The sequence below is a fragment of the Caballeronia sp. RCC_10 genome (genome assembly GCF_041360715.1).
Taxonomy (GTDB): Bacteria; Pseudomonadota; Gammaproteobacteria; order Burkholderiales; family Burkholderiaceae; genus Caballeronia; species Caballeronia grimmiae.
Genome location: NZ_JBFUPT010000002.1, coordinates 523,106 through 549,399, shown reverse-complemented (window position 1 = coordinate 549,399; position 26,294 = coordinate 523,106). Strand labels below are relative to the sequence as shown.

29 protein-coding genes and 1 riboswitch are annotated in these 26,294 nt (G+C 61.5%); of the genes, 16 read left to right on the top strand and 13 right to left on the bottom strand.

Annotated features, from left to right (window positions below):
- Positions 1–22: 22 nt before the first annotated feature.
- On the bottom strand, positions 23–238 hold the full coding sequence (locus AB6804_RS07020) for a DUF4148 domain-containing protein (protein ID WP_370885840.1): 216 nt from the start codon (positions 236–238) through the stop codon (positions 23–25).
- 276 nt (positions 239–514) lie between these two features.
- On the opposite strand from AB6804_RS07020, the gene AB6804_RS07015 reads away from it, so the two are divergent.
- Genes AB6804_RS07015 through AB6804_RS07005 form a run of 3 tightly spaced genes read left to right on the top strand, consistent with a single transcriptional unit; the run spans position 515 to position 2,725 of the window.
- Entirely contained in the window at positions 515–637 is a 123-nt protein-coding gene (locus tag AB6804_RS07015) for a hypothetical protein (RefSeq protein ID WP_268238048.1), read from the top strand.
- 7 nt (positions 638–644) lie between these two features.
- Positions 645–1,385, top strand: coding sequence for a response regulator (locus tag AB6804_RS07010; protein WP_370885839.1), 741 nt, complete (start codon positions 645–647; stop codon positions 1,383–1,385).
- Complete coding sequence (locus AB6804_RS07005) at positions 1,382–2,725, top strand: sensor histidine kinase (RefSeq protein ID WP_370885838.1); 1,344 nt, start codon at positions 1,382–1,384, stop codon at positions 2,723–2,725. Before AB6804_RS07010 ends, AB6804_RS07005 begins: the two co-directional genes overlap by 4 nt.
- Before the next feature lie 11 nt (positions 2,726–2,736).
- Here AB6804_RS07005 and AB6804_RS07000 read toward each other — a convergent pair whose 3' ends face one another.
- Positions 2,737–4,455, bottom strand: a complete 1,719-nt coding sequence (locus AB6804_RS07000) for a cytochrome c biogenesis protein DipZ (protein ID WP_370885837.1) — start codon at positions 4,453–4,455, stop codon at positions 2,737–2,739.
- Between the two features lie 206 nt (positions 4,456–4,661).
- Between AB6804_RS07000 and AB6804_RS06995 the strand changes: the two genes are divergently transcribed.
- Positions 4,662–5,219 carry a thioredoxin family protein gene (locus AB6804_RS06995; RefSeq protein ID WP_370885836.1) on the top strand — a complete coding sequence of 186 codons (558 nt, stop codon included), beginning with the start codon at positions 4,662–4,664 and terminating at the stop codon, positions 5,217–5,219.
- A gap of 12 nt (positions 5,220–5,231) precedes the next feature.
- Here AB6804_RS06995 and AB6804_RS06990 read toward each other — a convergent pair whose 3' ends face one another.
- A complete protein-coding gene (locus AB6804_RS06990; RefSeq protein WP_370885835.1) occupies positions 5,232–6,134 on the bottom strand; it encodes a LysR family transcriptional regulator in 903 nt (300 codons plus the stop codon).
- A gap of 105 nt (positions 6,135–6,239) precedes the next feature.
- Here AB6804_RS06990 and AB6804_RS06985 point away from each other — a divergent pair, with 105 nt between their 5' ends.
- The 4 genes from AB6804_RS06985 (at position 6,240) to AB6804_RS06970 (ending at position 9,101) form a co-directional block, all read left to right on the top strand.
- Complete coding sequence (locus AB6804_RS06985) at positions 6,240–6,662, top strand: cupin domain-containing protein (protein WP_370885834.1); 423 nt, start codon at positions 6,240–6,242, stop codon at positions 6,660–6,662.
- Positions 6,659–7,132, top strand: a complete 474-nt coding sequence (locus tag AB6804_RS06980) for a cupin domain-containing protein (RefSeq protein WP_370885833.1) — start codon at positions 6,659–6,661, stop codon at positions 7,130–7,132. Before AB6804_RS06985 ends, AB6804_RS06980 begins: the two co-directional genes overlap by 4 nt.
- A gap of 88 nt (positions 7,133–7,220) precedes the next feature.
- Complete coding sequence (locus AB6804_RS06975) at positions 7,221–7,922, top strand: carboxymuconolactone decarboxylase family protein (protein WP_370885832.1); 702 nt, start codon at positions 7,221–7,223, stop codon at positions 7,920–7,922.
- A 156-nt stretch (positions 7,923–8,078) separates the two neighbouring features.
- Entirely contained in the window at positions 8,079–9,101 is a 1,023-nt protein-coding gene (locus AB6804_RS06970) for an SGNH/GDSL hydrolase family protein (RefSeq protein WP_370885831.1), read from the top strand.
- Between the two features lie 175 nt (positions 9,102–9,276).
- On the opposite strand, the gene AB6804_RS06965 is transcribed toward AB6804_RS06970, so the two are convergent.
- From AB6804_RS06965 to AB6804_RS06955, 3 genes are all read right to left on the bottom strand, one after another.
- On the bottom strand, positions 9,277–9,495 hold the full coding sequence (locus AB6804_RS06965; protein ID WP_370885830.1) for a hypothetical protein: 219 nt from the start codon (positions 9,493–9,495) through the stop codon (positions 9,277–9,279).
- 5 nt (positions 9,496–9,500) lie between these two features.
- Positions 9,501–10,130 (bottom strand): peroxidase-related enzyme, encoded by a 630-nt coding sequence (locus AB6804_RS06960; RefSeq protein WP_370885829.1) that lies wholly within the window; start codon positions 10,128–10,130, stop codon positions 9,501–9,503.
- Between the two features lie 314 nt (positions 10,131–10,444).
- A complete protein-coding gene (locus tag AB6804_RS06955) occupies positions 10,445–11,521 on the bottom strand; it encodes an AraC family transcriptional regulator (protein WP_370885828.1) in 1,077 nt (358 codons plus the stop codon).
- 141 nt (positions 11,522–11,662) lie between these two features.
- Here AB6804_RS06955 and AB6804_RS06950 point away from each other — a divergent pair, with 141 nt between their 5' ends.
- From AB6804_RS06950 to AB6804_RS06925, 6 genes are all read left to right on the top strand, one after another.
- The gene (locus tag AB6804_RS06950; protein WP_370885827.1) at positions 11,663–12,013 is read left to right on the top strand and encodes a GFA family protein; all 351 of its coding nucleotides are present in this window, start codon (positions 11,663–11,665) and stop codon (positions 12,011–12,013) included.
- A gap of 128 nt (positions 12,014–12,141) precedes the next feature.
- On the top strand, positions 12,142–12,975 hold the full coding sequence (locus tag AB6804_RS06945) for a class I SAM-dependent methyltransferase (RefSeq protein ID WP_370885826.1): 834 nt from the start codon (positions 12,142–12,144) through the stop codon (positions 12,973–12,975).
- Positions 12,976–13,545: 570 nt separating this feature from the next.
- Positions 13,546–13,971, top strand: coding sequence for an organic hydroperoxide resistance protein (locus AB6804_RS06940; protein WP_370885825.1), 426 nt, complete (start codon positions 13,546–13,548; stop codon positions 13,969–13,971).
- A 439-nt stretch (positions 13,972–14,410) separates the two neighbouring features.
- Positions 14,411–15,178, top strand: coding sequence for an FkbM family methyltransferase (locus AB6804_RS06935; RefSeq protein ID WP_370885824.1), 768 nt, complete (start codon positions 14,411–14,413; stop codon positions 15,176–15,178).
- A 267-nt stretch (positions 15,179–15,445) separates the two neighbouring features.
- A complete protein-coding gene (locus tag AB6804_RS06930) occupies positions 15,446–16,435 on the top strand; it encodes a hypothetical protein (RefSeq protein WP_370885823.1) in 990 nt (329 codons plus the stop codon).
- Between the two features lie 175 nt (positions 16,436–16,610).
- Positions 16,611–17,600, top strand: coding sequence for a sulfonate ABC transporter substrate-binding protein (locus AB6804_RS06925; RefSeq protein ID WP_370885822.1), 990 nt, complete (start codon positions 16,611–16,613; stop codon positions 17,598–17,600).
- Positions 17,601–17,622: 22 nt separating this feature from the next.
- Here the strand turns inward: AB6804_RS06925 and AB6804_RS06920 are convergent, their stop codons facing one another.
- Entirely contained in the window at positions 17,623–17,847 is a 225-nt protein-coding gene (locus tag AB6804_RS06920; protein ID WP_370885821.1) for a hypothetical protein, read from the bottom strand.
- Between the two features lie 326 nt (positions 17,848–18,173).
- On the opposite strand from AB6804_RS06920, the gene AB6804_RS06915 reads away from it, so the two are divergent.
- A complete protein-coding gene (locus AB6804_RS06915) occupies positions 18,174–18,677 on the top strand; it encodes a GNAT family N-acetyltransferase (RefSeq protein WP_370885820.1) in 504 nt (167 codons plus the stop codon).
- 99 nt (positions 18,678–18,776) lie between these two features.
- Positions 18,777–18,952: riboswitch (FMN riboswitch) on the top strand.
- Between the two features lie 93 nt (positions 18,953–19,045).
- Positions 19,046–19,546 carry a 6,7-dimethyl-8-ribityllumazine synthase gene (locus AB6804_RS06910; protein WP_370885819.1) on the top strand — a complete coding sequence of 167 codons (501 nt, stop codon included), beginning with the start codon at positions 19,046–19,048 and terminating at the stop codon, positions 19,544–19,546.
- A 79-nt stretch (positions 19,547–19,625) separates the two neighbouring features.
- On the opposite strand, the gene AB6804_RS06905 is transcribed toward AB6804_RS06910, so the two are convergent.
- The 6 genes from AB6804_RS06905 to AB6804_RS06880 form a co-directional block, all read right to left on the bottom strand.
- Positions 19,626–20,420 (bottom strand): glucose 1-dehydrogenase, encoded by a 795-nt coding sequence (locus tag AB6804_RS06905; RefSeq protein WP_370885818.1) that lies wholly within the window; start codon positions 20,418–20,420, stop codon positions 19,626–19,628.
- A gap of 24 nt (positions 20,421–20,444) precedes the next feature.
- On the bottom strand, positions 20,445–21,914 hold the full coding sequence (locus tag AB6804_RS06900; protein ID WP_370885817.1) for an FGGY family carbohydrate kinase: 1,470 nt from the start codon (positions 21,912–21,914) through the stop codon (positions 20,445–20,447).
- Between the two features lie 33 nt (positions 21,915–21,947).
- Positions 21,948–23,030: an ABC transporter permease gene (locus AB6804_RS06895; RefSeq protein WP_370885816.1), complete on the bottom strand. Its 1,083-nt coding sequence runs from the start codon at positions 23,028–23,030 to the stop codon at positions 21,948–21,950.
- Between the two features lie 24 nt (positions 23,031–23,054).
- Positions 23,055–24,602, bottom strand: coding sequence for a sugar ABC transporter ATP-binding protein (locus tag AB6804_RS06890; protein WP_370885815.1), 1,548 nt, complete (start codon positions 24,600–24,602; stop codon positions 23,055–23,057).
- Positions 24,599–25,240, bottom strand: a complete 642-nt coding sequence (locus AB6804_RS06885; protein WP_370885814.1) for a DUF2291 family protein — start codon at positions 25,238–25,240, stop codon at positions 24,599–24,601. The genes AB6804_RS06890 and AB6804_RS06885 overlap by 4 nt, the downstream gene beginning before the upstream one ends.
- Positions 25,241–25,307: 67 nt before the next feature.
- Entirely contained in the window at positions 25,308–26,252 is a 945-nt protein-coding gene (locus AB6804_RS06880) for a D-ribose ABC transporter substrate-binding protein (RefSeq protein ID WP_035962564.1), read from the bottom strand.
- Positions 26,253–26,294: the final 42 nt, after the last annotated feature.

Below are 26,294 nucleotides of genomic sequence, written 5' to 3'. Positions count from 1 at the left end.
AGTGGCGTATTGATCGGGCGGCTTAGCTTCCGCGATACAGGTTCGACAGCGCGGCGATCTGCCCGCTCTTCTGCGCCTGCACGAGTTCGTTGCGCACTTCCGCGCGGGTCTTGCCCATCTCGCGATGCGCCTGCGCTACGGACGAATCCGGCATTGCGCTGCTGCTGGTCACGGCAGCTTGCGCGGCTCCGGCAAAAGCACTGGCGGCGAGTACGAAAGCGATGATCGAAGTCTTCATGATGTCCTCTGCGATTGGATGTACGGCGATTAAGTGGCAAACGACGCTTCCGATGCCTGCTTTGCCTGCTTTGGCTGGCGGCTTGCATCGGTTGCTGCCGTTGACGTATTAGAGCGCCGCGGTGTATCCGTCATGTTTCAGCGAGAGGGTCTGCTCGAATCGTCATGTATCGCGTACGACAGCGGATACACTGCGATACAAAACGCCCCGGCCAGCAGTCGAAGGGCGGCGCGTTTCGCGATATAAAGCTTGCATCGTCCATCATGGAGCAATGTCGTGAAGCGTATGCTCGCAATCGTCGCCATCGTCGCAGGACAGATCGCGACCGAACTGGCGCATCCGGTGCAATGTCTGCTCATCGATCCCGCCCGGCTGCAAATCAAGCGCAGGAAGTCCTGAACGAGCAATGGAACACACCGACCATGTGCTGATCGTCGACGATGACCGCGGCATCCGCGAGCTTCTTGCGACGTATCTGGAGAAGAACGGCATGCGCGTGTCGCTTGCCGCGAATGGCCGTCAGATGCGCGCGGCGCTGGAACAGGGCGCGCCCGATCTGATCGTGCTGGACCTGATGCTTCCCGGCGAAGATGGCCTCGTGCTATGCCGCGAATTGCGGGCGGGCAAGTTCCGCGCGGTCCCCGTGCTGATGCTCACCGCGCGCAACGAGGAAGCGGACCGCATTCTCGGCCTCGAAATGGGCGCGGACGACTACTTGCCGAAGCCCTTCGCCGTGCGCGAGCTGCTTGCGCGCATGCGCTCCGTGCTGCGGCGCACGCGCATGCTGCCGCCGGGCATGCAGGTCACGGAGACCGCGCCGTTGCTCGCGTTCGGCGACTGGCGGCTCGACACCACGGCGCGTCATCTGCTCGATGCGGAAGGCACGATGGTCGCGCTCTCGGGTGCCGAATATCGCTTGCTGCGCGTGTTTCTCGATCATCCTCAACGGGTGCTCACGCGTGACCAGCTGCTCAATCTGACGCAGGGCCGCCAGGCGGACGCGTTCGATCGCTCGATCGACCTTCTCGTGAGCCGTCTGCGTCAACGCTTGAGAGACGAGGCGCGCGAGCCGCGCTACATCAAGACGCTGCGCAGCGAAGGCTATGTGTTCTCCGCCACCGTGACGCCGCTTGGCGGGGCGCAATGAACACGCACACGGAAGCATCGACGAGCGCGCCGGTCATCGCGTCCTCGTGGCTTCACTGGCCGCGCACGCTGTTCGCACGGCTCGCGTTGATTCTGCTGATCGGTCTCGCCCTCGCGCAAACCGCCGCGTTCTGGCTCACGATGACCGAGCGCGACCAGAGCATGACGAACGTGATGACCGGTTATGTCGAACGCGAAGTGGCAAGCTCCGTCGCGCTGCTCGATCATCTGCCGCCGGATGAGCGCGCCGCGTGGCTGCCACGGCTCGCGCGGCGCAGTTACGAGTTCATCCTCGGCCCCGGCACGGGCGGCGTGGCCCCGGACGCCGCGTTGTCGGCGCGCTTCGCGCAGTCCATTGCCGATGGCATCGGCAAGCGTTATCCGCTGACCGTGAACGCGATTCCCGGCGATACCCAGCGTTTTCAGGTGCACTTGCGTCTCACCGACGGCTCGCCGCTCACCATCGACATGCGGCCGATGCAGGGCACGCCCGTATCCGGCTGGCTGCCGTTCGTGCTCGCGCTGCAACTCGCGGTGATCGTCGCGTGCTGCTGGCTCGCCGTGCGGCTCGCGACGCGCCCGCTCGCACAACTCGCCCGCGCCGCCGATACGCTCGGCCCCGATCTGAAGGGCCAGCGCCTGCCCGAACAAGGACCGGAAGAGGTCGTGCACGCGGCGAAAGCGTTCAACGCGATGCAGGACCGCGTCGCGATGTACATGGCGCAGCGCATGCAGATCCTCGCCGCCATCACGCACGACTTGCAGACGCCCATTACCCGCATGCGACTGCGCGTCGACGTGATGGACGACGATACAACCGGCGCGAAGCTGCGGCAGGACCTGCAGGAGATGGAGACGCTCGTGAAGGAAGGCGTCACCTATGCACGCACCTTGCACGGCACGCAGGAAGCGGCTGTGCGCATCGATCCGGATGCGCTCATCGAGAGCATCGTCGATGATTATCGCGACGCGCGCAGGGACGTGTCGCTCGAAGGACGCATCGGGCATCCGCTGGTGACGCGCCCGCAAGCGCTGCGGCGCATCGTCGGCAATCTCGTCGACAATGCGCTCAAATTCTCGGATGCAGCGGAAATCCGCGTCGAAGCATTGGCCGATGGCCGCACGCGCGTCTCGGTGATGGATCGCGGTCCGGGCATACCCGACGCATCGCTCGAAGCGGTGTTTGAACCGTTCGTGAGGCTCGAGGAATCGCGCAACCGAAGCACCGGCGGCACGGGCCTGGGGCTCGCCATCGCGCGCCAGCTTGCGCGCGCGATGGATGCCACGCTCACCCTGCACAACCGCCACGGCGGCGGTCTCGAAGCGCGGCTCGTGCTGTGATCGCGTTGCGGTCAGCCGAACGTGAACGCGAAGGCTCGCGCGCCTGCATCGAGAAATTCGATCTCGAACGTGCGATCGTCGACGGAACCACTTTGCCGCACTAGCTGATACAGGCGCGCAGCGGTGACGACGCCATTGCCTTCGGCATCGACGTCCGCGCCATGTGATGCGCCCGGCGGCTTGCCGTCGAGCGTGACGCGGATGCGAACCGGCTTGCCATCGTCAGCAGGCGCGAGCACGAGGTGCAGATCGCGTGCGTGGAAGCGATAGGCTACGCGCGCGTGCGCGGCCGCAGACACGGCCGCCTCTGCGCCGACGTTCCATTGTCCGCCGAAGGCCCACTCGTTGAGCGCAAGCTGTTGCGACAATGCGTAGGTCGACGAAGTATCTCGAACGATGCGCTGATCCGGCGCGAGGCCTTCCGACTCACGATACCCAAGATACGTTTCGTTCGATGCGACGTGCGCGACATCGGCGGCCACTTGCGTGCCGTTCGCCGCCAGAAGATTGCCATCGGTTGCGCCCGGCGTCTTGCCAAGCAGTTGGCGGATCGCGCCTTCGGCCTCGTCGTAACCGCCTTCGCCGAAGTGGTCATACCGCACGCGCCCGTCTGCATCGACGATATAGAACGCCGGCCAATAACGGTTGCCGAACGCTTGCCAGATGCGGTAATCGTTATCGACCGCTACCGGATACGACACGTGCAGATCCTGCAAGGCGCGCTTCACGTTGCGCGTGTCGTGCTCGAAGCCGAACTCGGGTGTATGCACGCCGAGCACGACGAGCCCGTCGCCGCCGTAACGCTGCGCCCACGTCCTGAGATACGGCAGCGTGCGCAGGCAGTTGATGCACGAATACGTCCAGAAGTTGACGACGACCACCTTGCCGCGCAACGCATCGCGCGACAGCGGCGGCCCGTTGAGCCATTCGGTCGCGCCATCGAGCGCGGGCAGTTTGCCTTCCACGGGCAACGCCGATGAAGGCGTCGATGGCGGCGTCTTCGGCATCGCGGACGCGAAGCCGATGAGCCTGCTTTCGATGCGATCCGTCGATACGCCCTTCACGCTTGCAAGCACGCGCGTATCGGCGCCGGATGCGATCGCCGCGACGGTCAGCAGCACGAGCGCACCCATCGCGCGGCGCACGTGTTCGCCGATACCGAACGAACGCTTGAGCGCATCGAGCGCGCGCTTGCCGAGCGACGACGCCACCGCGAGCGCGACTGCCGCGCCCGTCGCGTAAGCCGCGAGCGCAGCAGCGGTCTTCCACGTTGCGCCATCGAGCGCCGCGCCCGAGAGGATGGCACCGAGAATCGGTCCTGCACACGGCGCCCACAGCAGGCCCGTCGCCGCGCCAAGCAACGTAGCGGAGAGCACGCGGCGCGACGCCATCTGCGATTGCGAACGCGTGATGATCCGGTCGGCAAGCGATGACAGCGGACGCGTGACGCGTGCCGCAATCGAAGGAAGCACGAGCGATGCACCGAAGAGCGCGAACAGCGCGAGAGCGATCCATCGGCCATACTGGTTGAATTGCGCGGCGCTGGCGAGGCCCGCGGCACCGAGGCCGGTGACGAGCGTGAATGTGCCCGCGAGCCCTGCAAGAAGCGGCAGACGGTCGGTCAGAAAAGGCCGGTCCGTGCGTGCGAAGACGAACGGCACGACCGGAAGTATGCACGGACTGAGCACGGTGAATGCGCCGCCGAGAAACGCGATGACGATGAGTAGCACGAGGGTCTCCACGAAATTGAGCGATGACCCGTATTTGAAGGCTCGCATGTATCGCGTGAGTGTCCGAAGCGCGGCGGTTGTGTATCGCAATGTATCTGCGCGACGCGCGGATACACGGCAATGCGATCTCTTCCGATAGCCGACACAGTGCGGATACACCGAGGCGCTTCAATGCATTCCATCGTCAATCATCTTGGAGAGTCGTCATGTTGAATCGTCTCAGGATTGCGGCCGTTGCCGTGAGTCTCGCCGCGACCGCTGGTATTGCGGCCTTCGCATCCGGCAATGTCTCGGCGCTCGCGCCCGCCGCCATCGCAACCGGTGCGGATGCGCCCAATTTCCAGGGCATCGACAACTGGTTCAACAGCGCGCCGCTGGACCTCGCGAAGCTGCGCGGCAAGGTGGTGCTCGTCGATTTCTGGACCTTCGATTGCATCAATTGCGCGCATACGCTGCCGTACATCAAGGCGTGGGATGCGCGTTATCGCGACAAGGGGCTCGTCGTCGTAGGCGTGCACTCGCCGGAATACGCATTCGAACGCGATACCGGCAATCTGAAGAAAGCCATCGAGCGCAATGGCATTACTTATCCGGTCGCGCAGGACAACGGATTTGCGACATGGCGCGCGTACGGCAATCAGTACTGGCCCGCGCTGTATCTGATCGATCAGAACGGCAAGCTCGTTTATAGCCACTTCGGCGAAGGGCAATACGCGCAGACCGAGGAGAAGATCCGCAGCCTGCTCGCGAACGAAGCGAAGTGACCGATACGCGGCTCATGCGTTCGTCGTGCGATAGCCGGCCTTCAGTGCGTCAAGCACGAGACTGACTGCGCGCGACGAGCGCCGGCGGCTCGGATAAAAAACGTGATGGCCGACGAAGGTCGGATGCCAGTCTTCGAGAACCCATCGAAGCCGGCGGCGCGCGACGTACGGGGCCGCGAGGTCCTGAGGGATATACGCAAGGCCGAAGCCCGCGAGCGCCGCGTCGAGCATTTGGTAGGTGTTGTTGAAGACGAGCTGGCCGCTTACCCTCACTTGCAGTTCCCGCCGCCCCTTCTTCAGTTCCCACGCCAACAGCGAATCCCGAGTGGGAAGACGCAGGTTGATGCAGTTGTGCAGCGTCAGGTCTTGCGGCGTCTTGATCGGCGGGTGCGATCGAAGATACGCCGGCGCCCCGACGATCGCCATCGTCATATCCGGTGCGATCCGCACCGCCACCATGTCCTTTTCGACCTGATCGCCCAGCCTGACACCGATGTCATAGCGGCCCGCGACGATATCCGTCAGCCCGTAGTCGTTGATGATTTCGAGCTTTACTTCGGGATACTGCCGCAGCACGGTCTGCACACGAGGCCAAACGTACGTATTCGCTGCGTAATCGGTCGTCGTGATTCGAACGGTTCCCGCTGGCCGGTCCGTCGACGACTTCAACGAATCCAGCTCTGCGGCGATCTCTTCGAGCCGCGGCGCAACCGCCGCAAGCAGCTTTTCGCCGGCCTGCGTCACCGACACGCTGCGTGTCGTGCGCGTGAGAAGCGGCAGCCCCATCCGCTCCTCGAGCGCGCGGACGGTGCGGCTCAGCGCGGATTGCGACACGCCCAGTTGAGCAGCGGCGCGGGTGAAGTTGCGCGCACGCGCGACCGCCATGAAGGCGGCAAGGTCGTTGAAGTCGTGCATCGATTCATGCTCCTGTGCATAAGGGCATGCCGATTGTGCCACCTAGTCGCACGCGTGACGAGTGCCTATAGTGGTCGGCAGATCATCACGCTCCGGGAGTGTCTTGTGCAACTGAAACGCGCTGGTTCTCAGCCCTCGATCAAAGGTCCGGACGAATGGTTCACGGGCGCGGTCCGCATCGATCCACTCAATGCGCCGCCGCCGCCATCGCGCGTCTCGTGCGCGAACGTGACATTCGAGCCTGGCGCGCGCACGGCGTGGCATACGCATCCGCTGGGACAGACTTTGCTCGTGACTGCCGGATGCGGCTGGACGCAATGCGAAGGCGAGCCGCGTGTGGAGATTCGCGCGGGCGATGTGATCTGGTGCCCGCCCGGACATAAGCACTGGCATGGCGCGACGACGACGACCGCGATGACGCATATCGCGATACAGGAGGCGCTCGACGGCAAGAACGTCGAATGGCTCGAGAAAGTAAGTGATGAGCAATATCTGTCGGGCGACGTCCAGAGCGGGGTGACGGAATGAAGCGTCTCGTTGCCGCTGTCTTGTCGGTCGTATCGATTGCGGCGTCGGCGGACGCTGCACCGCACGCGGACATCGCGATTACGCATCCGGGGTCCGTGGCATCGGTCAAGGGAAGCACGCAGCGTTTTAGCGGCGATGTGCGCATCGACGTGCTCTTTCAGGCGGAGCCGCCCTCGCGTCTTTCGGGCGGCATGGTGACGTTCGAACCCGGCGCGCGCACCGCGTGGCATACGCATCCGTTGGGGCAAACGTTGATCGTCACCGCTGGCAAGGGATGGGTCCAGCCATGGGATGGTGAAAAACGGGAGATCGTCGCGGGCGACATCGTCTCGATTCCCGCACGCGTCAAACACTGGCACGGTGCGACGGCAACGACCGGAATGACACACATCGCGCTTCAGGAGGCGCTCGATGGAAAGAACGTCGAATGGCTGGAACAGGTGGCCGATGAACAATACCGCAAGCCGTAGCCCGTCATGGCGGCGTCTTCGAGTACTCGCCGTCGTTGCGGCGAGCGCGATGTCGTCGGCATGCAATCACATGGAAAGGACAGACCGTATGCAATCGCCAGAAACACTCGCGGACATGAAATCGGCAACGCCGGCCCTTGCCCGTTACACGACGCACACGCTTTTCGATGGCGTCTGGAAGCGCCCCGGCTTGTCGGCACGCGACCGGAGCATCGCGACAGTGTCCGTCCTCATCGCGCGTAATCAGTCTGGCGAGATGCCGTTTCACTTCCGCTTCGCGCTGGACAACGGTGTCAAGCCTGCCGAGCTTTCGGAGATCATCACGCATCTTGCGTTCTATAGCGGGTGGGCCAACGCGACGGCAGCTTCGGCAATCGCAAGCCATGTGTTCGAAGAGCGTGGCATCGACGCCAGTCGGATTCCTGCAGCGGACGCGGCCTTGCTTCCGCTCGATGAAGGAGCGGAGAAGCAACGCGCGCAAACGGTCGATGCCAACTTTGGCGCAGTATCGCCGGGCGTCGTTCAATACACGACCGACGTCCTCTTTCGCGATCTATGGCTTCGCCCCGCACTTGCACCGCGCGACAGGAGTCTCGTCACGGTGAGCGCGCTCGTCGCGAATGGACAGGTCGCGCAGATTCCCTATCACCTCAATCGCGCGATGGACAACGGTTTGACAAAGACCGAAGCCTCTGAAGTGCTGACTCAACTTGCTTTCTACGCGGGCTGGCCCAACGTATTTTCAGCGATGCCGGTGTTCAAAGACGTAGTGAGTAAGCGCGGGCTTTAAAGGCGGGCCGCGTGATGTTTTCCATAAACTGACACTCAATAGAACGCTCGATCGCCGTATTGCACTGTTCTTGCTTTCCGATGCATCGCGTCGCTGATCCTAACGACGCATGATCCCGCCACATTCGCCCGGCCAATGGCCCGGCACGGAGAAGCGATGCATCGCGCCGCAATCAAATCCTCTATTTGTTCTGCAATTCTTGCCGCGACGATTGCACTGCTTACTGCGTGCGGCAGCGGAGGCGACTCGAACAACACCACTCCGTCCTCGCCCGCAGGCGGCGTCCAGTTGCAAGTCGTGGCGTTCGGCGACAGTCTTTCGGACGCCGGCACCTACGCGCCGATCGCCAGCGTAGTAGGCGGCGGGCGCTTCACCACGAATCCGGGCCAGGTATGGGCTCAGGACGTCGCGCAGCATTACGGCGATACGCTGACGCCCGCCTACACGATCGACCTCGGCCATCAGTTGCGTGCGCAAAGCGGGCTTGATTACGCGCAGGGCGGCTCGACGGTTGCGACGCCAGCCGATCAATATCAATTCCTGACCGATGTGATCGGCGACATTCAGATGCCGGTCACGCAACAGTTATCGAGCTATGTCGGCACGCACGGCAGCTTCAACGCGAACCAGCTCGTGCTGGTCTGGGGAGGCTCGAACGATGTCCTTCGCGCGGGCAGTCCGCCTGCGGCGAACGCGACCGTCGAGACGGCGGCAACCACGCTCGCGCAACTCGTCGCACAGATCGTTCAGCGCGGGGCGGCACATGTGGTCGTTGTGAATGTGCCGAACATCGGCATGTCGCCGCAGGGCATCAAGTCCGCCGATGGCGGCGCGAACTATACGCAGCTCTCACAACTGTTCAACGCGACGCTGAACGCCGCGTTACAGACCAATGGCGTGCAAGGCAAGGTCATTCTCTTGGATGCGTACACGTGGACGACGCAGACCATCGCGAACTATCAGGCCAACGGCTTTGCAGTATCGAACACGGGGCAGGCCTGCGATCCGTCCAAGACGCCGCGCGATACGTCGCTGCTGTGCTCGCCAGCGACTTACACGACGTCGAACGCCGACCAGACGTATATGTTCGCCGATGAACTGCATCCGACGACGCGCATGCACGCGCTGTTTGCGCAATACGTGCAGGCGCAGATCGCGGCGAGCGGGCTGGGGCGGTGAGTGCGGCGAAGGCGTCGATGCTGATGAAGGCTGCAGCATATGCGGGTCGGTTTGCTCACGCGGCCTGCTTGATGCCTTCCTTCCTGGCGATCCGTTGAACCGCGCCTAGCGTTTGCGCACCAACGTTTCGCAATACGTACTGAAACTACGCATCACACGATGATCTCAACGCCCTTCATTCGATCAGCAATTCGAACTGCTCGACGGAAGAACCGTTGAAGTACCCCGCCTGCGCGAAGAGCGCAATGTATCGAAGCCGTTCGGCGCGCGATGCCTCGCCATCGTATGAAGCGTTGCAGGCGCATTCACTCATCGCGCGTTTGGCCTCGCGCAAGAAGCGGCGCTCGCGCGCACGTTTCGCGCGCTCGGACAAGGTGCTTAGAATAGAGTGCATCGCAATCACGCGACCTTTAAATCGCGCCCCGCAAAGAATTGATCGTCCGGCACGACATTCAGCGCAATCGTCAGCCGGTTCGCGTAATTGAAGAACGCCGCTATTTCCAGCACTTCCGTCACCGCTTGCTGCGTGAAACCTATTTCTTTGAGCCGCTGCAAATCGTCTTCGCCGATGCCCGACGGATCGCGCGTCAGCCGTTCCGACACTTCCGCGAGCGCGGTTTCCTTCGGCGAGAGCCGCACGTTATGAAAACCCTGCGCAATCCGCTGCGCACGCACCGTATCGCCCGTGACGCTTGCAAGCGCCTGCGTATGATTGAACACGCAATAGCTGCATCCGTTCGCCGCCGATGTGACGACCGCGATCAACTCGCGCTCCGCCGCTGTCAGATGACTGCGATGCGGATCGAAGAGATGCTCGTAGAAGGTCACGAGCCGGTAAGCGGTATCCGGATTCACCGATAACGCCGCGAGCCAGTTCGGCACGAAGCCATACTGCCGGCGAAACTGCGCATGAATCGACGCAACATGCGTCGGCAGGCGTGTTTCGTCGGGCACGACGAACCGTGAGATCGGCTCGCGACTCACGTTGGCATCGGCGAGCGAGTCTTGTTCTGGCGCGAGCGTGGACATCGTCTAACTCTCCTGGCGCATGTAGAAGAGCTTCACGTTAGCGCACGATCGCGGTCACCGGTACGACTCATTTCTCATAAGCTAAGCGGTGAATGCGCTGTTCGAGTCCTCGCGCTGGCAGAATTGCATATCGCAAATCGTTATTGGATCGCGCTGAAGGACGATGCGCATGATGGCCCGCAGAAGGGGCGGGGTCACGTTCTTGGCTGTCGACCAGAATTAGCGCTTTAGCGCCTTACTCCGATCCCATGCAAATAACCGGACCAAAGCGCTAGCGTGTAACGCACTAACAAGCCAACACAAAACAAACACCCCTATCGCCGAAGAACCTGTTGTGATCGCCGATCCAGCACCCCCGCCATTTCCAGCCCGACGCCAGAAGCATCACCGTCCAGCGCAACAGGCCGCTCATCTTCGCCCCGGCGGCAACGCCGCCACCCCGCCGGCGGCATTCCAAATTCTCGCTTGAACGCACGATTGAATGCCGCCTCGGATTCATATCCGACATGCTCCGCAATCCCCGCAATCGACCGCGTTCCATTGCGCAACTCCTGCGCGGCAATCTGCAACCGCCAGCGTGCAAGATATTGCATCGGCGGTTGACCCAGCAACTGCGTAAAGCGCTGTGCAAGCGCCGAACGCGATAAGCCCGCCTTGCGCGCCAGTTCATCGACCGTCCAGCTATGCTCCGGCCGCGCATGGAGCATCGCAAGCGCGCGACCCACGAAACGATCGCCAACGCCTGCAAGCCAGCCTTTGCGGTCCGCCGGCAACGCATCGATGCAACGCCGCACCGCCTCGACAAACAACAACTCCGACAGCCGCGCAAGCACGATCGCGCTGCCCACGCGCCATTCAGCCGCCTCGAGCGTCGCAAGACTCAGCGACGATTCAAGCCACGCCGAACGCGGATCGTTTCGCATGTCTACCTTGAAAAGTCGCGGCAATACCGACAACACCGGGTTCGTCAACGTATCGTCGCTCGCAAGAAAACCGCATATGACTCGCGTGCGAGGCTCGCCACCGCCACCGTAAGTCAGCTTCATCACTTCGCCAGGCGTCGTCTTCAGATAATGCGCCATCATCTCTTCCGAACGCGCAGGCGTGATCGAGAGCGAACTGCCCATCAAATGCGGCTCACCCTGCGGCACCACGAGCAATTCGCCCGCATCGACATGTATCGCGGACGAAGGATCATCGACGAGACACGCCCAGCAGCTTCCTTCCGTGACGAGGTGATACGACACGATGCGCTCGGCGCGAGGCAGGAACGTCGCGCTCAATTCCTGCGAAGCCTGACCGACCACGCACCACGGCGCTGTGAAGTCGCCGTTTAGATAAACCGCCCCGCTAAGACGCACGAGACGCAGAACGTTCGATAGCGCATCCATGATGCTCGCTCGTGAAATCTGGCGTCTTTCACAAAACTTCTGGACGCACAGTCATTCATTCATTCAGCTTGCGTGCCGATACTAGCACTCACACGAACCCGCAACAACGAACCCGCGCGGCACACCGCCACCGGAGGCCATGTGAACCATCCAGACGTTTATCGCGCTCGATGCATCTGCGGTTGCGTGCGCTTCACGCTGAGCGGCGAGCCGGCAGGCGTGGGCTACGGAGGGCACATCATTCCCGTCGACGCATTCGTTCTGTGGACGCAAGAAGCGTTGCGCGTGACGCGCGGCGTGAATGACATCGGCGCTTACAGAACGGACCCGCGTGAATCACGGCATTGGTGCAAGTCGTGCGGCGCTTATCTGTTCACGGAGCATCCGAGGCTCGGACTCGTCGATGTCGATGCGTCCATTCTCGGCGACGCGCGTTGCGAAGAAGCTGCGCGGCTCATGAACGATATGCGCATCGGCTATCGCTCTTCATAGATTCGATCGCGATGCGCCCGTCTGCCGCGCGGGCCATTCGTATCGCAGCGCCGCGGCGCCAACGAACACACAACGCATGCATCGCGCATCGTGCCGTTCGAATACTGTCCGCCTATCAGGAGTCGTTTATGTCCGCTGTCGAATCCGCTGTCTCTCCCGCCATCGATCTAGCCGCCGTCAAGGTCCGCCAGCAGGCCGCGTGGTCGACGGGAAACTATGCCGTCGTCGGCACGACGCTACAGATCGTTGGCGAAAGCCTTTGCGAAGCGCTCGATGTGCGCGCCGGCAGCCGCGTGCTCGATGTCGCAGCGGGCAACGGCAACGCGACGCTCGCCGCCGCGCGACGCTGGTGCGATGTCACCTCGACCGATTACGTGCCTTCGCTCCTCGAAGCCGGGCGGGCCCGCGCCGAAGCGGAAGGTCTCACCGTTCAGTTCCAGGAAGCGGACGCGGAAGCGCTGCCCTTCGCGGACGCATCGTTCGATGTGGTGGTGTCGACCTTCGGCGTGATGTTCACGCCGGACCAGCAGCGAGCGGCCCACGAACTCGCGCGTGTCTGCAGGCCAGGCGGCAAGATCGGCCTCGCGAACTGGACGCCGGAGAGCTTCATCGGTCAGGTCTTCAAGACGATAGGCCAGTACATTCCGCCAGCGCCCGGAATGAAATCGCCGGCGCTGTGGGGCACGAAGGCGCGGCTGGAAGAACTCTTCGATGGCCGTGCGCGCAGCATCAGCGCGACGAGCCGCAAGTTCACGTTCCGCTACACGTCGCCCGCGCATTTCATGGACGTCTTCCGCACCTATTATGGGCCGATCAATAAGGCTTTCGCCGCGCTCGAAGGCGAGCGGCAGGCGGGTTTCATCCGCGACCTGATGACGCTGATCGAGAGCCGCAACCGTTCGGGCGACGCGACTCTCGTGCTGCCGAGCGAATACCTCGAAATCGTCGTGGAGCGATCGTGAACATCTTGAGACGCGGGCTTGCTGCCCTCCCCGAATGTGTATGGCATGCATGGTGGTCGGCCTGCATGATTCGCATCCGCTATGGCTCCGGACTGTTTGCGCTACCGCTGTGCTCGTCCGTATGTCTATTCGGCCTGCGCATCGTGCTGGCGGCGGCTGGCGTGTCGGTTTGATTCGTTCGTCGTACTTATATTTTGCTTCGCCACGATTGCGTTCGTGGCGAAGCGCTTTTCGATGGATCGCTGTGACCTGGTGAAAGGCGGCGGGTAGTCGATGCCATCGTAGTATCTAACCGTCAGGCGAAAGGTCATGCGACGTGCGCGGCCTATTGATCTACCGATAGAGAAGCGGCTGCTCCGTCGGCGAAAAGTTCCGATGGGACACGATGCCTCCGCCCTGACTTATCCACAATTTTAGTGGACAAGCCTGTAGATAAGTCCCTTACAACGACCGAAGGGACAGCGACGAGCGCCGCCGCCTGCTCTTTAGTATTCTTGTGCCGGACGCTTCCGGCCGCAGCCCATGCCCCGGAAAGCGGTCTATTAACGTTGACACAATAAAGGAGCTGGAATGACGATCGAAAAAGTCCTGTACCGTGCCCACGCGCATGTCACCGGCGGACGCGATGGACGCGCCACCATCCCCGAAAGCAATATCGATCTGCGGCTGACGACGCCGAAAGAACTGGGCGGCGGAGGCGGCGACGGCACGAACCCCGAACAACTGTTTGCGGCAGGCTATAGCGCATGCTTCATCGGCGCGATCAAGTTCGTCAGCGCACGAGACAAGATCGATCTGCCGAAGGATGTCGCCATCGACGGCAGCGTCGGCATCGGTCAGATTCCGAATGGCTTCGGTATCGAAGTGGAACTGAAGATTTCCTTGCCTGGCATGGATCGCGCTGAGGCGCAGCAGTTGATCGAAAAGGCGCACGTCGTCTGTCCGTATTCGAATGCGACGCGCAATAACATCGACGTCAAGTTGACGTTGGTCTGAGCTTGCACCAGCGCATGCAACCGTCCATGCGTTAGACGAGACGAGAGCGAGCGGCAGAGTTGCCGCTGCCATCGCACTGGCTGAGTGTCGTGCTTCGGCATGGCACGCAAGCCGTGGGAAGTTTCCGGTCTCCGTGTCCGGGAGGCCGCTTAGTGTTCGAATCGAAACCCCGGCTGTCTCCGCTCGTCACCTCACTCGCCCATCCGTGGTAGTCCTCATTTCTGTGCATGCCCCATTCCGGAGCGGGAATGCATCGTTTCGCGGAATAAACCGACTCGTCTGTTTATTTACATGAACATCAATGCGCAGCGACCTTACGAACGAACGTTTAGAAGAGGCTCACGGGATATTTTTATGATGCGGCCAGCACGGATCGCGATTATGCTACGGCGTAATGCAGCGTCATCCGGTTCTCCTCAATAACAAGAGGTATCGTTTCATGCATGCCGATGCAGTTCAGCGAGCCTTGTCCGACCCGATTCGAGCGCTCTCCTACGTCAAGAACCTGACGTTGATCGACAGGAGGAAGCTTTATCAGCAATGGGAGACGTCTCACCTCGAAAAGCTCTTCGCCTATCTGAAAGTGGACTGCGTGTTCGACATCGGCGCGAACCAGGGCCAATACGCGACGATGCTACGTCGCAAAGTCGGCTATGACGGTTGGATCTTCTCCTTCGAACCGAACCCTGTAGACGCCGCCGTCGCTCGCGAGCACGCCAAGGGCGATGACAAGCGCAAAGTGATCGAACTGGCGATCTCCGAAAGCGAGGGCGATGCCGAATTCAACGTCATGCGGTCGAGCGAATTCAGTTCACTGAGCCTCCCGAAGCACGACGAAGTCTCCCTGTTTCGCGAGATGAATGCGGTGGCTCTTGTCGTCACGGTCAAAACGGAAAGACTCGAAACCGTCTATCGGCGGCTGACGGAAGGGTACGGATTTCAGCGCCCCTTCCTCAAGATGGACACGCAAGGGTTCGACGTCAAAATCGTCAAGGCGTCGCCGAATGTAATGCGCAGCTTCGTCGGACTTCAGAGCGAGCTGGCCATTAACAAGCTCTATGCCGACTCGGTGGATTTCCGCGATGCACTGACCGAATACGAGCGATGCGGCTTTATTCTCAGTGCGTTCGTACCGAACAACGCAGGCCACTTCCCCCGCCTGGTGGAGACGGACTGCCTGATGATCCGCGAAGATCTGGCCGGCTGAAAGGGTTCACGACAGTTCGAGTAGGCCATGCCGGGCCGGGATGCGCCACGCCGTTAGCGAATAAAGGAGAGTTCCATGACGCAAGAGAAACGGGCGGTCATCATCTGTTCGCAAGATGCTTTCGCAAACGGCGTGAAGCCAAAAGAACTCGAAACCTACCTCAAGCGCAACGGATTCACGTCCGTACTCCGGTTCGATTCCGGCAAGCTATCGCGGCTTGCGAAAACCGGCGTGCGCCGGCTTGTGCCCGCTTTGCATCCGTTGAAGATGGCCCTTTATCTGCACGAGGCGGTGCTCGCTGTTGCGGTGAAAATGGGCGGCGCCGCGTGCCATTCCGCGACGTCGAATCTGCTTTGGCGCATCATGGTGTTGCGCGGCAGAGTGCTGCAGACGACCTTGCGCGAAAGCGGCCATTTCGATCTGCTCATCTGCGAAAGCAATATGGATCAGACCGTGACGCTCGGCAAGCGGGTGGCCGACGTGCAAATCCTCGATCTGCCTTCGCCTTTCGCGGAAGAAATGATGTTCGGCGGTGAACTCACTCAAGCGGGGTACGAAAAGCTACGCGAGGTGGAGGTCGCGTCTTACACTGCCGCCGATTATCTTTCGTTTCACTGGCATACCTACGCGGACTATGTGCGCCAGAAGAAATACAACGGCAACAACTTTCTGCCCATCACGTACGGCACGCACAAGAAGACCATGCAGGCCCGTTATAGCGCGCAGCCCAGAATCATTTTCCTGGGCTATCTTGGGGGCTACTGGGTCAATCTTCCACTGCTGTCGCGGTTATGCAAGCTCTACCCGAATTTGGATGTCTACGGCGGCCCCGAGCCCGCGGCGTCGCTCGGCATCAACTACAAGGGATACGCGCCCTCCACCGACGTCATCGCCGAATACCAGTTCGGGCTTATCACCATCAGTGACGACGAGTTGCGGCAGCATAGCTTCTCGTCCAAGCATCTGGAATACATCTCGTATGGCCTGCCGGTACTTACGCCCGCCTGGCGACAGGATGCGGCGCTCGATGATAGTTCGATCTACTACACAGCCGACAATTTCATCGAACAGATCGAGCGCGCGAGCACGCGCGAGGCCTGGGAAAGCCTTCATGCGGCAGCCCTCAGGGATGCAGCGCGCTTTAGCTGGGACAATGCGCTGAAGGCGCTTGACGTGAGCATGAAGCGCGGCGAAGTGTGGGAGACGAGCACCGAGCAACTGGAGTCAGAGCAGGCCGTGATGCGGACGTACCCCTGATCTCCATCGCGCCGTTTCGCGACTGCGTCGGCGTGCAAGACCGGGCGCCAAGCCCGCGCAAACGAAATGCATATGACGCCCTGGACCATAGCGTTATGCATATTCCTACGTTTGCCCGCAAGCCCGCGCGCTTTAGCATCTGGAATCTTTCAAATGCCAAAGCGCCGATTCCCTCATGTCCGAACCGAAGAAGTCTACCGACCGTCGCGCGTTTTTGTCTCTCTCCACTCGCACCGCGCTCGCCACCGCAATGCTGGCCGCCGTGCCTGCTTCCTTCGCGCAGCAAGCAGCGCAAGGACAGTCGCGCGTGCTGCGAGTCGGGAACCAGAAGGGTTATCTGAATCTGTTGAAGGGACGAGGAACGCTCGAGAAGCGGCTTGCTCCGCTCGGTGTATCCGTGAGCTGGACCGAGTTTTCCGCCGGGCCTGTGCAGCTCGAAGCGCTCAACGTAGGCTCGATCGACTTCGGCGATGTAGGCGAAGCACCGCCGATTTTCGCGCAGGCCGCCGGCGCACCGCTCACTTATGTCGCGGCCACGCCGACGCGGCCCCGGTCTGAAGCCGTGCTCGTTCCGGCCCAATCGTCGATCAGGACGGTTGCGGATCTCAAAGGCAAGCGCGTCGCGTTGAACAAGGGCAGCAACGTCCACTACTTTCTCGTGAAGCTGCTGCAACAGCACGGCTTGCAATACAAGGACATCGAGCTTGCCTTCCTGCCGCCTGCCGATGCGCGCGCCGCGTTCGAGCGCGGATCGATCGATGCATGGGTCATATGGGACCCGTTCTTCGCCGCCGCGCAACAGACGCTGAATGCGCGCATCGTCGCGGATGCGAGCGGCGTCGTCGGCAATCGCGCTTATTACTTCTCGTCGCAGAGCTATGTGGCGAAGAATCCCGATGTGATCCGCATCGTCATCGAGGAGATCAAGGCGGTCGATCAATGGGGCAAGCAAAATCCCGATGCGCTCGCGAGCGAACTCGCACGGCTATGGGGCTTGCCGAAGCCCGTCGTCGATCTTGCGGTGAGCCGGCAGGTGTTCGGCACGGTGGCGATTACGCGAGAGATCATCGGCGAGCAACAGCAGATCGCCGATACGTTTCTCGATCTCGGCCTATTGCCGAAGCATGTCGACGTGGCGAGGGCCGCGCCGCCCGGCCTCGCCTGAACCTAGTGCAGCGCGCGCCGCGTCACGAGTCGCGGCGCATGCGCTGACTGCGCTGATCGATCCATAGACGGGCCCAGCGAACCGCATAGGCGATCGCGTGATCGGCTTCGAAGAAGTAGTCGAGCGCATCGAACGTGAACGATGCGCTGGGCGCGGACATCGTGTTGTCGATGATCAGATTGGCCGCATAGAGGCCGCTCGGCAGCGCGTGTGCGGACGGTGCTACCTCGTATCCCTTGTATTGCATGTCGGCTTTCCTTGCATGTGGGCGTCATCGCCCCGAATGCATCATGCTAGTGACCGATACGCGCTGCGCAAACGAATGCTTTGGCGTAAGCAAATCAGCGATGAGTTCAATTGGCTCGTTGTAGCGGTGCTTTCTTGCAAGCTGGTTGTCTTGGTGAGTGACCTCACGTCTCCTGTTTGCAGTCGCGACGCGGGATGGACAGTTAGTTGCGCGGTAGGCGCTGACAATCGCACTCGTGCGCCGCCAACTGGCTAAACTCCGTCCTGGTCTGCGGTTTGCTCGCGTTCGGTCGAGTCAGAAAACACCGCAGATAAGGAGTGATCGCCGTGACGCCATCAGGAACAGCAATCCTTGTCCAACGCGAAGACCCGTGGTCGAAGGACGCGCAGGCGCTTCTCGACGAACTCAGCGCCATGCTGGCCGTCTATTCCGGGGATAGCGGTCAGTCCCGGTTCTGCTTGCAGGACGTTTGCTCGGCGCGAGGTGCATTCCTCGTCGCGCGGAACGAACAGGGCTTCTCGCTCGGATGCGGTGCATTCCGCCGCTTCGACTATGGCGTCGCCGAAGTCAAGCGGCTCTATAGCCGCCCGAATACTTGCGGCGTTGGAAGCGCGCTTCTCGCACAACTCGAAGCTGAAGCGGCGGCGGTGGGCTATCACAAGCTGTTGCTCGAAACCCGAGCGTTTAATCGACGCGCCATCGCGTTCTATCAGCGCAACGGCTTCCGCGCGACGAACCCGTATGGCATCTACGTGCACCAGCCCGATGCGCGGTGCTTCGAAAAGGTCATCAGCCCCAGAGCGGAGCAGCGTCGGATGGACGAGTATTGAACTCTTAGAATCACCGCAAAATCCCCGTAAAAAACGCGGTATTTATTCGGACACTGCCTCTTTCGTGATACCGTACCTCCGTTCTTCGACACATGAAGAACACGTTCTCGGGGCGGGGTGCGATTCCCCACCGGCGGTAATCGTCGATATGAACCTTCATGCGACGTAGCCCGCGAGCGCTCATCGATGCATCCTGCAAGGTTGCATCGAGCGAGGTCAGCAGACCCGGTTGGATTCCGGGGCCGACGGTATAGTCCGGATGAAAGAGAACAGGACAGCCGGTATTTCTACGCCCGACGTGCGCGCATTTTTCGCGTGCGCAGGCGCGGCTGTCCTTCGCCCTGTTCACACAAAACAGGCTGAAGTCCATGAACGCACCCAACATCATCGAATCACAAGCGGTATCCGCTACACGTTCCAATCGTCCTCGCATCGCGTTCGTCCAGGCTTGCTGGCATCGCGATATCGTCGATCAGTGCAAGACGTCCTTTCTCGAAGCCATGCAGCAATACGGCTACGGTAACGACAATATCGATCTCTTCGAAGTCGCCGGCGCATTCGAAATCCCGCTGCATGCGAAGCGCCTCGCATCGAGCGGACGGTATGCGGGGATCGTTGCGGCGGGGCTGGTCGTCGACGGCGGTATTTATCGGCATGAGTTCGTCGCGCAGGCTGTCATCAATGGCTTGATGCAGGTTCAGCTCGAAACCGGCACGCCGGTATTCTCGGCGGTGCTCACGCCGCATCATTTCCATCACGGCGAGGAACACGTGGGCTTCTTCCGCGAGCATTTCCTCGTGAAGGGCCGCGAAGCTGCGCATGCGTGTGCCAATACGGTCAGCAAGTTGAGCGCATTGCCGGTCGCCTAAACGGCAGTACGAAGCTCACGGGCATTGCGCCCGTGAGCCGGACATTTACGCATGGTGCTCGCGTAGGTCCATCCAACCGCTACGACATGAACATCCCGCCATCCACATTGACGGTTTGTCCAGTGATATAAGCCGCATCATCCGATGCGAGAAACGTCACGAGGCCGGCCACATCGCCGCCATTGCCCGCGCGCTTCATCGGAATGTTGGCCGCCCACTCCGCCATCAACTCGCCGGGTTTGTAATCGCCCAGCAGCTTGCCCCACGCCTCGTCGTTATACGACCACATGTCCGTCGTGATGATGCCCGGGCAGAACGCATTGACCGTGATGCCCGTCGGCGCAAGCTCTTTCGCGAGGCTCTGCGTAATTCCGAGCACACCGAACTTGCTCGCCGCATAGTGCGGCGTATAGACGAAGCCCTGACGCGCCTGACCCGACGCCGTGTTGATCAGGCGGCCGCCCTTGCCCGCGCGCAGCATGCGCGTCGCAGCCTCCTGACAGCACAGGAACACGCCTTTGGTGTTCACTGCCATCACCTTGTCCCATTCGCTTTCCGTGAGATCCGGCAGCTTCGCGATGGTGATGACGCCCGCGTTCTGCACCGATACATCCACCTCCCCGAGCTTCGCCGCGACTTCTTCATACAACGCGACGACCTGGCTCTTGTCGGTGACGTCCATCTCGACGGCGAGCGCATCGAAGCCCGCATCGCGCAAACCCGAGGCCGCATCGTGAACGCTCTTCTCGTTCGCGGTCACGCAGACCTTCGCGCCTTCCTGCGCGAAGCGCTCCGCGATCGCCAATCCGATGCCGCGACTGCCGCCCGTCACGACGGCGACCTTGTTCTCGAACCGCTTTGCTTCGTAAGCCACGTTGCCTTCTCCTGAAAGCCAAGGTTATAGACGTTCGATCCAGCGCAACCATTGCGCATGATTCGCCGCCGCCGCATCGACGCCGCTGCCCGGCTCGACACGCCGCGCAATCACGCGCTTGCTCTGATACGTTTCGAGCGATGCGATCAGCCCGCCCTTCCATGCCGCAAGCGCAGCCGCACCCGCCGCCGATATCTCGCTCAACGCGAGCGTGCTGACAGGGCGATCGAGCGTATCGGACAGGTACTGCAGCAAGAACGGACGCTGCACGAGGCCGCCATCGAGATACAGTTCGCGCAGGCGCACGTTGGCTGCCTGCTCCATCACCGTGATGACGTCCTTGATCTGATAGACGATGGATTCATACGCCGCACGCGCGACGTGCTGCCAGGACTTCGAGAAATCGAGCCCGACGATCTGCGCGCCGCCCGGATACTTCCAGTGCGGACAGCCGATGCCAGAGAACGCGGGAAGCACGAACACGCCGCCGTTGTCGTAGTCGATGAAGGCCTGCTCCGCTTGCGCGAAATCGTCGAAGAGACGCAGCTTGTCCTTGAGGAACGCCGGCGTGGACCCCGCACTGATGACGATGCCCTCCAGCGCATAATCCACGCGCTCATCGCTTGCGAAGCATAGTGTGGACACGAGGCCATGCGCCGGTTCTTGCGGATGCGCGCCGACGTTCATCATGATCGACGAGCCGGTGCCCATCGTCGCTTTCGCCACGCCCGGATGCAGGCATCCTTCCCCGACGGCCGCCGCGTGCGAATCGCCGATCATCGAAAGCACGGGTATCGCACGGTCGAGCAGGCCGTCGAAGTCGGTTGCGCCGAAGTCAGAGGCGGAAGGCATCGGCTCGGGCAGACGCAGACCTCGAAGACCGAACGTCTCCACCAGTTCGCGATCCCATTGCAGCGTCGCAAGGTTGAAGAGCATCGTGCGCGACGCGTTCGTATAGTCGGTGCGATACGCCGCGCCCTTCGTCAGCCGATACAGCAGCCAGCTATCGACGGTGCCGAAGTAAGCATCGCCCTTGGCGATGGCATCGCGCACGCGTTCGTCGTTCTCGTTCAGCCAGATGAGTTTGGAGCCTGAAAAATACGGGTCGATCAGCAAACCCGTCTTCTGTGCGATGACAGGCCCGAGTCCATCGGCCTTCAAGCGCTCGCAGACGCCGAGCGATCGCTGACACTGCCACGACACCGCAGGCACGATCGGCTCGCCTTGCGCATTCCACAACACGACAGTCTCGCGCTGATTAGAAATGCCCACGCCTGCGATGTCGTCACGCGATCCTTCGAACTTGCCGATACACTCGGTCACCGCACGCAGTACCGACTCATACAGCGCAGTGGCGTCCTGTTCGACGAAACCCGTGCGCGGATGGGTGCAGGCCACTGCCGCGAAGCCGCGCGCATGTACCTGCCCTTCGCTATCGAAGATCAGCGCCTTGGTGCCGCTCGTGCCCTGATCGATCGCCAGAACGTATTTCATTGGACGGTCCTTGTCTCTCTTTCGTGGCGCGCATCAGGCGGTGAGCGACACCATGCGCGACTGCAGGCGCTGCTGCAACTGATCGACCACTACTGCGAAGATGATCACGAGTCCCTTGATCACCATCTGCCAGAAGTCGCTGATGCCGCACATCACCATGCCGTCGCCCAGAATGCTGATCACGCACGCGCCGATCACCGACCCGAACACGGTGCCGCGTCCGCCCATCAATGCGGTGCCGCCCAGCACGACCGCTGCGATCGCGTTCAGTTCGTAGGTTTGCCCGGTGAGCGGGTGAGCGGTTTGCAACTGCGCGGTGATGACGAGCCCGACGAGCGCCGCGCAGAAGCCCGAGAACATGTAGACGAACAGCTTCACGCGATTCGTGCGGATGCCCGAGAAGCGCGCGGCCTGTTCGTTGCCGCCGATCGCATAGATGCGGCGTCCGAGCGGCGTCTTGCGTGCGATGAAGATGGTCACGACTGCGAGCACGAGCATGATCCAGACAGGCATCGAGAGGCCGAGTATCGTGCCGTTGCCGATGAATTCGAAGCCCGTGTTGCCGAGCGCCGGATTGCCTTCGAGGTCTGCATACGTGCTGCCGTTGTTGACGAGCAGCGCGGCGCCGCGCACCACGTACAACATGCCGAGCGTCGCGATGAACGGTGCGACATTCAGCATCGTGATCAGATAGCCGTTCACCGCCCCGATCAGCGCTCCGAGCACGCACGCAATGATCGTGACGCCGAGCGGACTGAAGAACACGACGTGATGCCCGATCTTCACGCCTTCGAGCAGCAGATAGCCCGCGGCCATCCCGCTTATGCCGACGATGGATCCCACGGACAAGTCGATTCCGCCGGTCAGGATCACGAGCGTCATGCCGATGGAAAGGATCGCGACCACGGTCACGTGCTTCGCCATGATCAGCATGTTGCTGGTCGAGAGGAAGTTCTCCGTCGCCAGCGAGAAGACGATGATGATCGCAAAGAGCGCGATGAAAATCCGCAGCTTGAGCAGGTTCACCGCGATCCGCGATGCGACATACGCGGTATGCCGGCTGTGCTTCGCATGCACCGGATGCACTGGCGGGTTGCTGCTGTTGGGAGTGTTCATGGTTTCGATCTCGGTTTGCTTCTCTCAGACCACGGCGGTCGCGGGCGTCGATGCGCGCACGATTCGTTCGCTGTCGAATTCTTCGCGCCTGATGTCGGCGGTGAGCTTGCCGCTCGCCATCACGAACACGCGATTGGAGACGGCCATCGCTTCGTCGAGTTCGGACGTCGCGTAGATCACCGCGATGCCCGATTGCGCGAGCAGGCTGATCGTCTTGTAGACGTCCTCTTTCGCGCCGACGTCGATGCCGCGCGTCGGCTCGTCCATCAGCAGCACTTTCGGCTTCGTGAGCAGCGCCTTGCCGATCACCACCTTCTGCATGTTGCCGCCCGATAGCGACATGATGGGCGCATCGACGGACGACGCCTTGATCGCGAGCCGCTTGACGATATCGCTCGCGGCTTCCACCTGTTTGTCGCGTGCGAGCGACCCGACGAAGCGGCGCGTGAACTTCCCGAGGCTCGACAAGGTCATGTTCTCGAGGATGGTCATCAGTTGCACCATGCCCTGCTTCTGCCGGTCTTCCGGCACGAGCGCGATGCCCGCTTCGATGCGCTTCGGTATCGGCAAATCTTCGATAGCCTTGCCCGCCAGTTCGATTTCGCCGAGCGCGAGCGGCTGCGCGCCGAGCAGCGATTCGAGCAGTTCCGTGCGGCCCGCGCCCATCAGCCCGTAGATGCCGATGACTTCGCCCGCCTTCACCGAGAACGACACGTGATCGACCGCATAGATGCCGTTCGAACGCTTGAGCGCGAGGTCCTTCACGTTCAGCACTTCATCGCCGATGGCGTGCTGCTCGAACGCGAAGCGCTTCTTCGACGAACCGACCATCGCTTCGATGATCCACGGAATGTCGATGTTGGCGATATCGTCTTCGGCAACGAGACGCCCGTTGCGCAGCACCGTGATGCAATCGCCGATCGCCATGATCTCTTCCAGGCGGTGCGAGATATAGATCACCGTCACGCCCTCTTCCTTCAACTGGCCGATGATCTTGAAGAGAATCTCCACTTCGGTCTTCGAGAGCGCGGACGTCGGCTCGTCCATGATCAGCACCTTGATGTGCTTCGACAGCGCCTTCGCAATCTCCACGAGCTGCTGCTGGCCGACGTAAAGATCGCCGAGCCGCGTGCGCGGACTGATCGGAATGCGCAGGCGGTCGAGCAGCACCTTCGCCTGATGATTCTCCATCTTCGCGCGGATCACGCCCGAACTCGTTAGCTCGTTGCCCGCGAAGATGTTCTCCGCGACTGTCATGTCGGGAAAGAGATTCAGCTCCTGAAATATGATGCCGATGCCCTGATGCTCCGCACTGCGCACATCGGTGATATGCGCGATCTGGCCATCGACCCAAATCTCGCCGGAGGTGGCCGTCTCCGCGCCCGCGAGCAGTTTCATCAACGTGGACTTGCCCGCGCCGTTCTCGCCGATCAGCACGTTCACCTTGCCGCGACGCACCTTGTAGTTCACGTCGACGAGCGCGGCAGTGCCGGGATATTGCTTCGACAGGGCGCGCGTCTCGATCACGTTCGCCGTGTTCATATTGCGCGGTTCGCTCGGGGTTTCGTTCATTTCCAGGCCACCGGTATCGCGCGAATCTCGCCTGTCGGCTCGCTCCATGTGCTGTAGACGGCGGCGACGTCTACCGTCTCGCCGACCTTCAGCTTCATCGATTGCACGCGGTTCACGACGAGCTTGTTGAGTTCCTGACCGAACGCGGCGAAGCGCGTCTGGTCATCGAAGTCGCTGTATTTCACGCCGGGAAATCCATCCCGCACGCCGGTGCCGACCACGACCGGACCGGTCTGCAACACGACATGAACGGGTTCGCCGCCCGACGCGGGAGCCACGTCCACATAAGCCTTGCCGACCCGCGACGATCCGTCGATGCGCGTTACCTTGCCCTGCACGCGCAACCAGAAGTTGCACGGGAACGCAGTGCTCTGACGAAAGCCGTATTGCTTGCACGCATCGTCGAAGTTCGAATTGAGCGCGGCGATCACCTGCGAAGCCGGCTTCGCGTTCTTGTCGGCATAAGGGATGAGTTGCTCGCTCAGCATCTTGCCGGCGTCCGGGCCCTTGTGCTGGCCCTGGTTGCGGATCGCCGCGAGTTCGGTATCGGTAACGACGTGGCACGCGCCGAGACTTGCCGCACCGAGCACGAAGAACACGGTGAGCGCGCGCCGGGCTGCGCAGATTGGATGAACCATGACGACCTCACATGACAAGCCTTGCACGGGCGCGGCGATGACCGCGCCCGTCCAACATCGCAGTGCGTTACTTCGTGTAGTAGAAGTCCTTGACCTTCGACGCGTTGTCCTTCGTGATCAGGATGCCGCGAAACAGTTGACGCTCCTGCTCGCCGGTCTTGCCGGTAGCGATGTACTTGTCGAGCAGATCGACGCCGTGAATCGCAATGCCCTGCGCCTGCAGCATGACCGTGGCCTTCAGCTTGCCCGCGAGAATGGAATCGCGCTCGTCGTTGCTGCCGTCGATGCCCATCACGACCACATCCTTGCGTCCCGCCGATTCGAGCGATGCGATCGCGCCGAGCGCAACCGGACCATTGCCGCTGATGACGCCCTTGATCTTCGAATGCTCCTGCAGGATCGAATCCATCGCCTGCTTGCCGGGCAAGAGCGCGCCCTTTGCGTCTTGCCGCGCGACCATCTTCAGTTCGGGGTATTGATCCAGTACCTGATGGAACGCTTGCGAACGCGTCACGCAGTTCTTGTCCGCAAGATTGCAGGTAAGCTCCACGTATTCGCCCTTTTCGCCGATGGTTTCGACGAAGCGTTGCGCGACTTCAGTACCCGCTTGCAGGTTGTTATGGCTCAACTGCGCGATCGCGATACCGTCCTTCGGAATCTCGCGATTGATCAGCACGACGGGCACTTTCTTGTCGACGGCGGTGCGCACCGTGGCGACGCTCGCGTTCGAATCGGCGTTATCGAGAATGATGCCCTTCACGCCCTTGCCGATCACCAGATTGACGAGCTCGTTCTGCTTGTTGACGTCTTCGCCATGCGAAAGAACGATGGTGTCGTAGCCGAGCTTCTTCGCTTCGCTTTCCGCGCCCTTGGCTTCGGCGGCATAGTACGGATTGTCGAGCGCGTTCACGAGAATCGCGATGGTGCCCTTGCCCGCCGCATTGGCGACGCCCGGCACGGCGGCGCCGAACGAAACGGCCACCGCCGCAGCGACTGCTAGCTTCTTCCACATGGTGTTGTCTCCGGTTGATTTGTGTTCGTAGAGCAATGACGC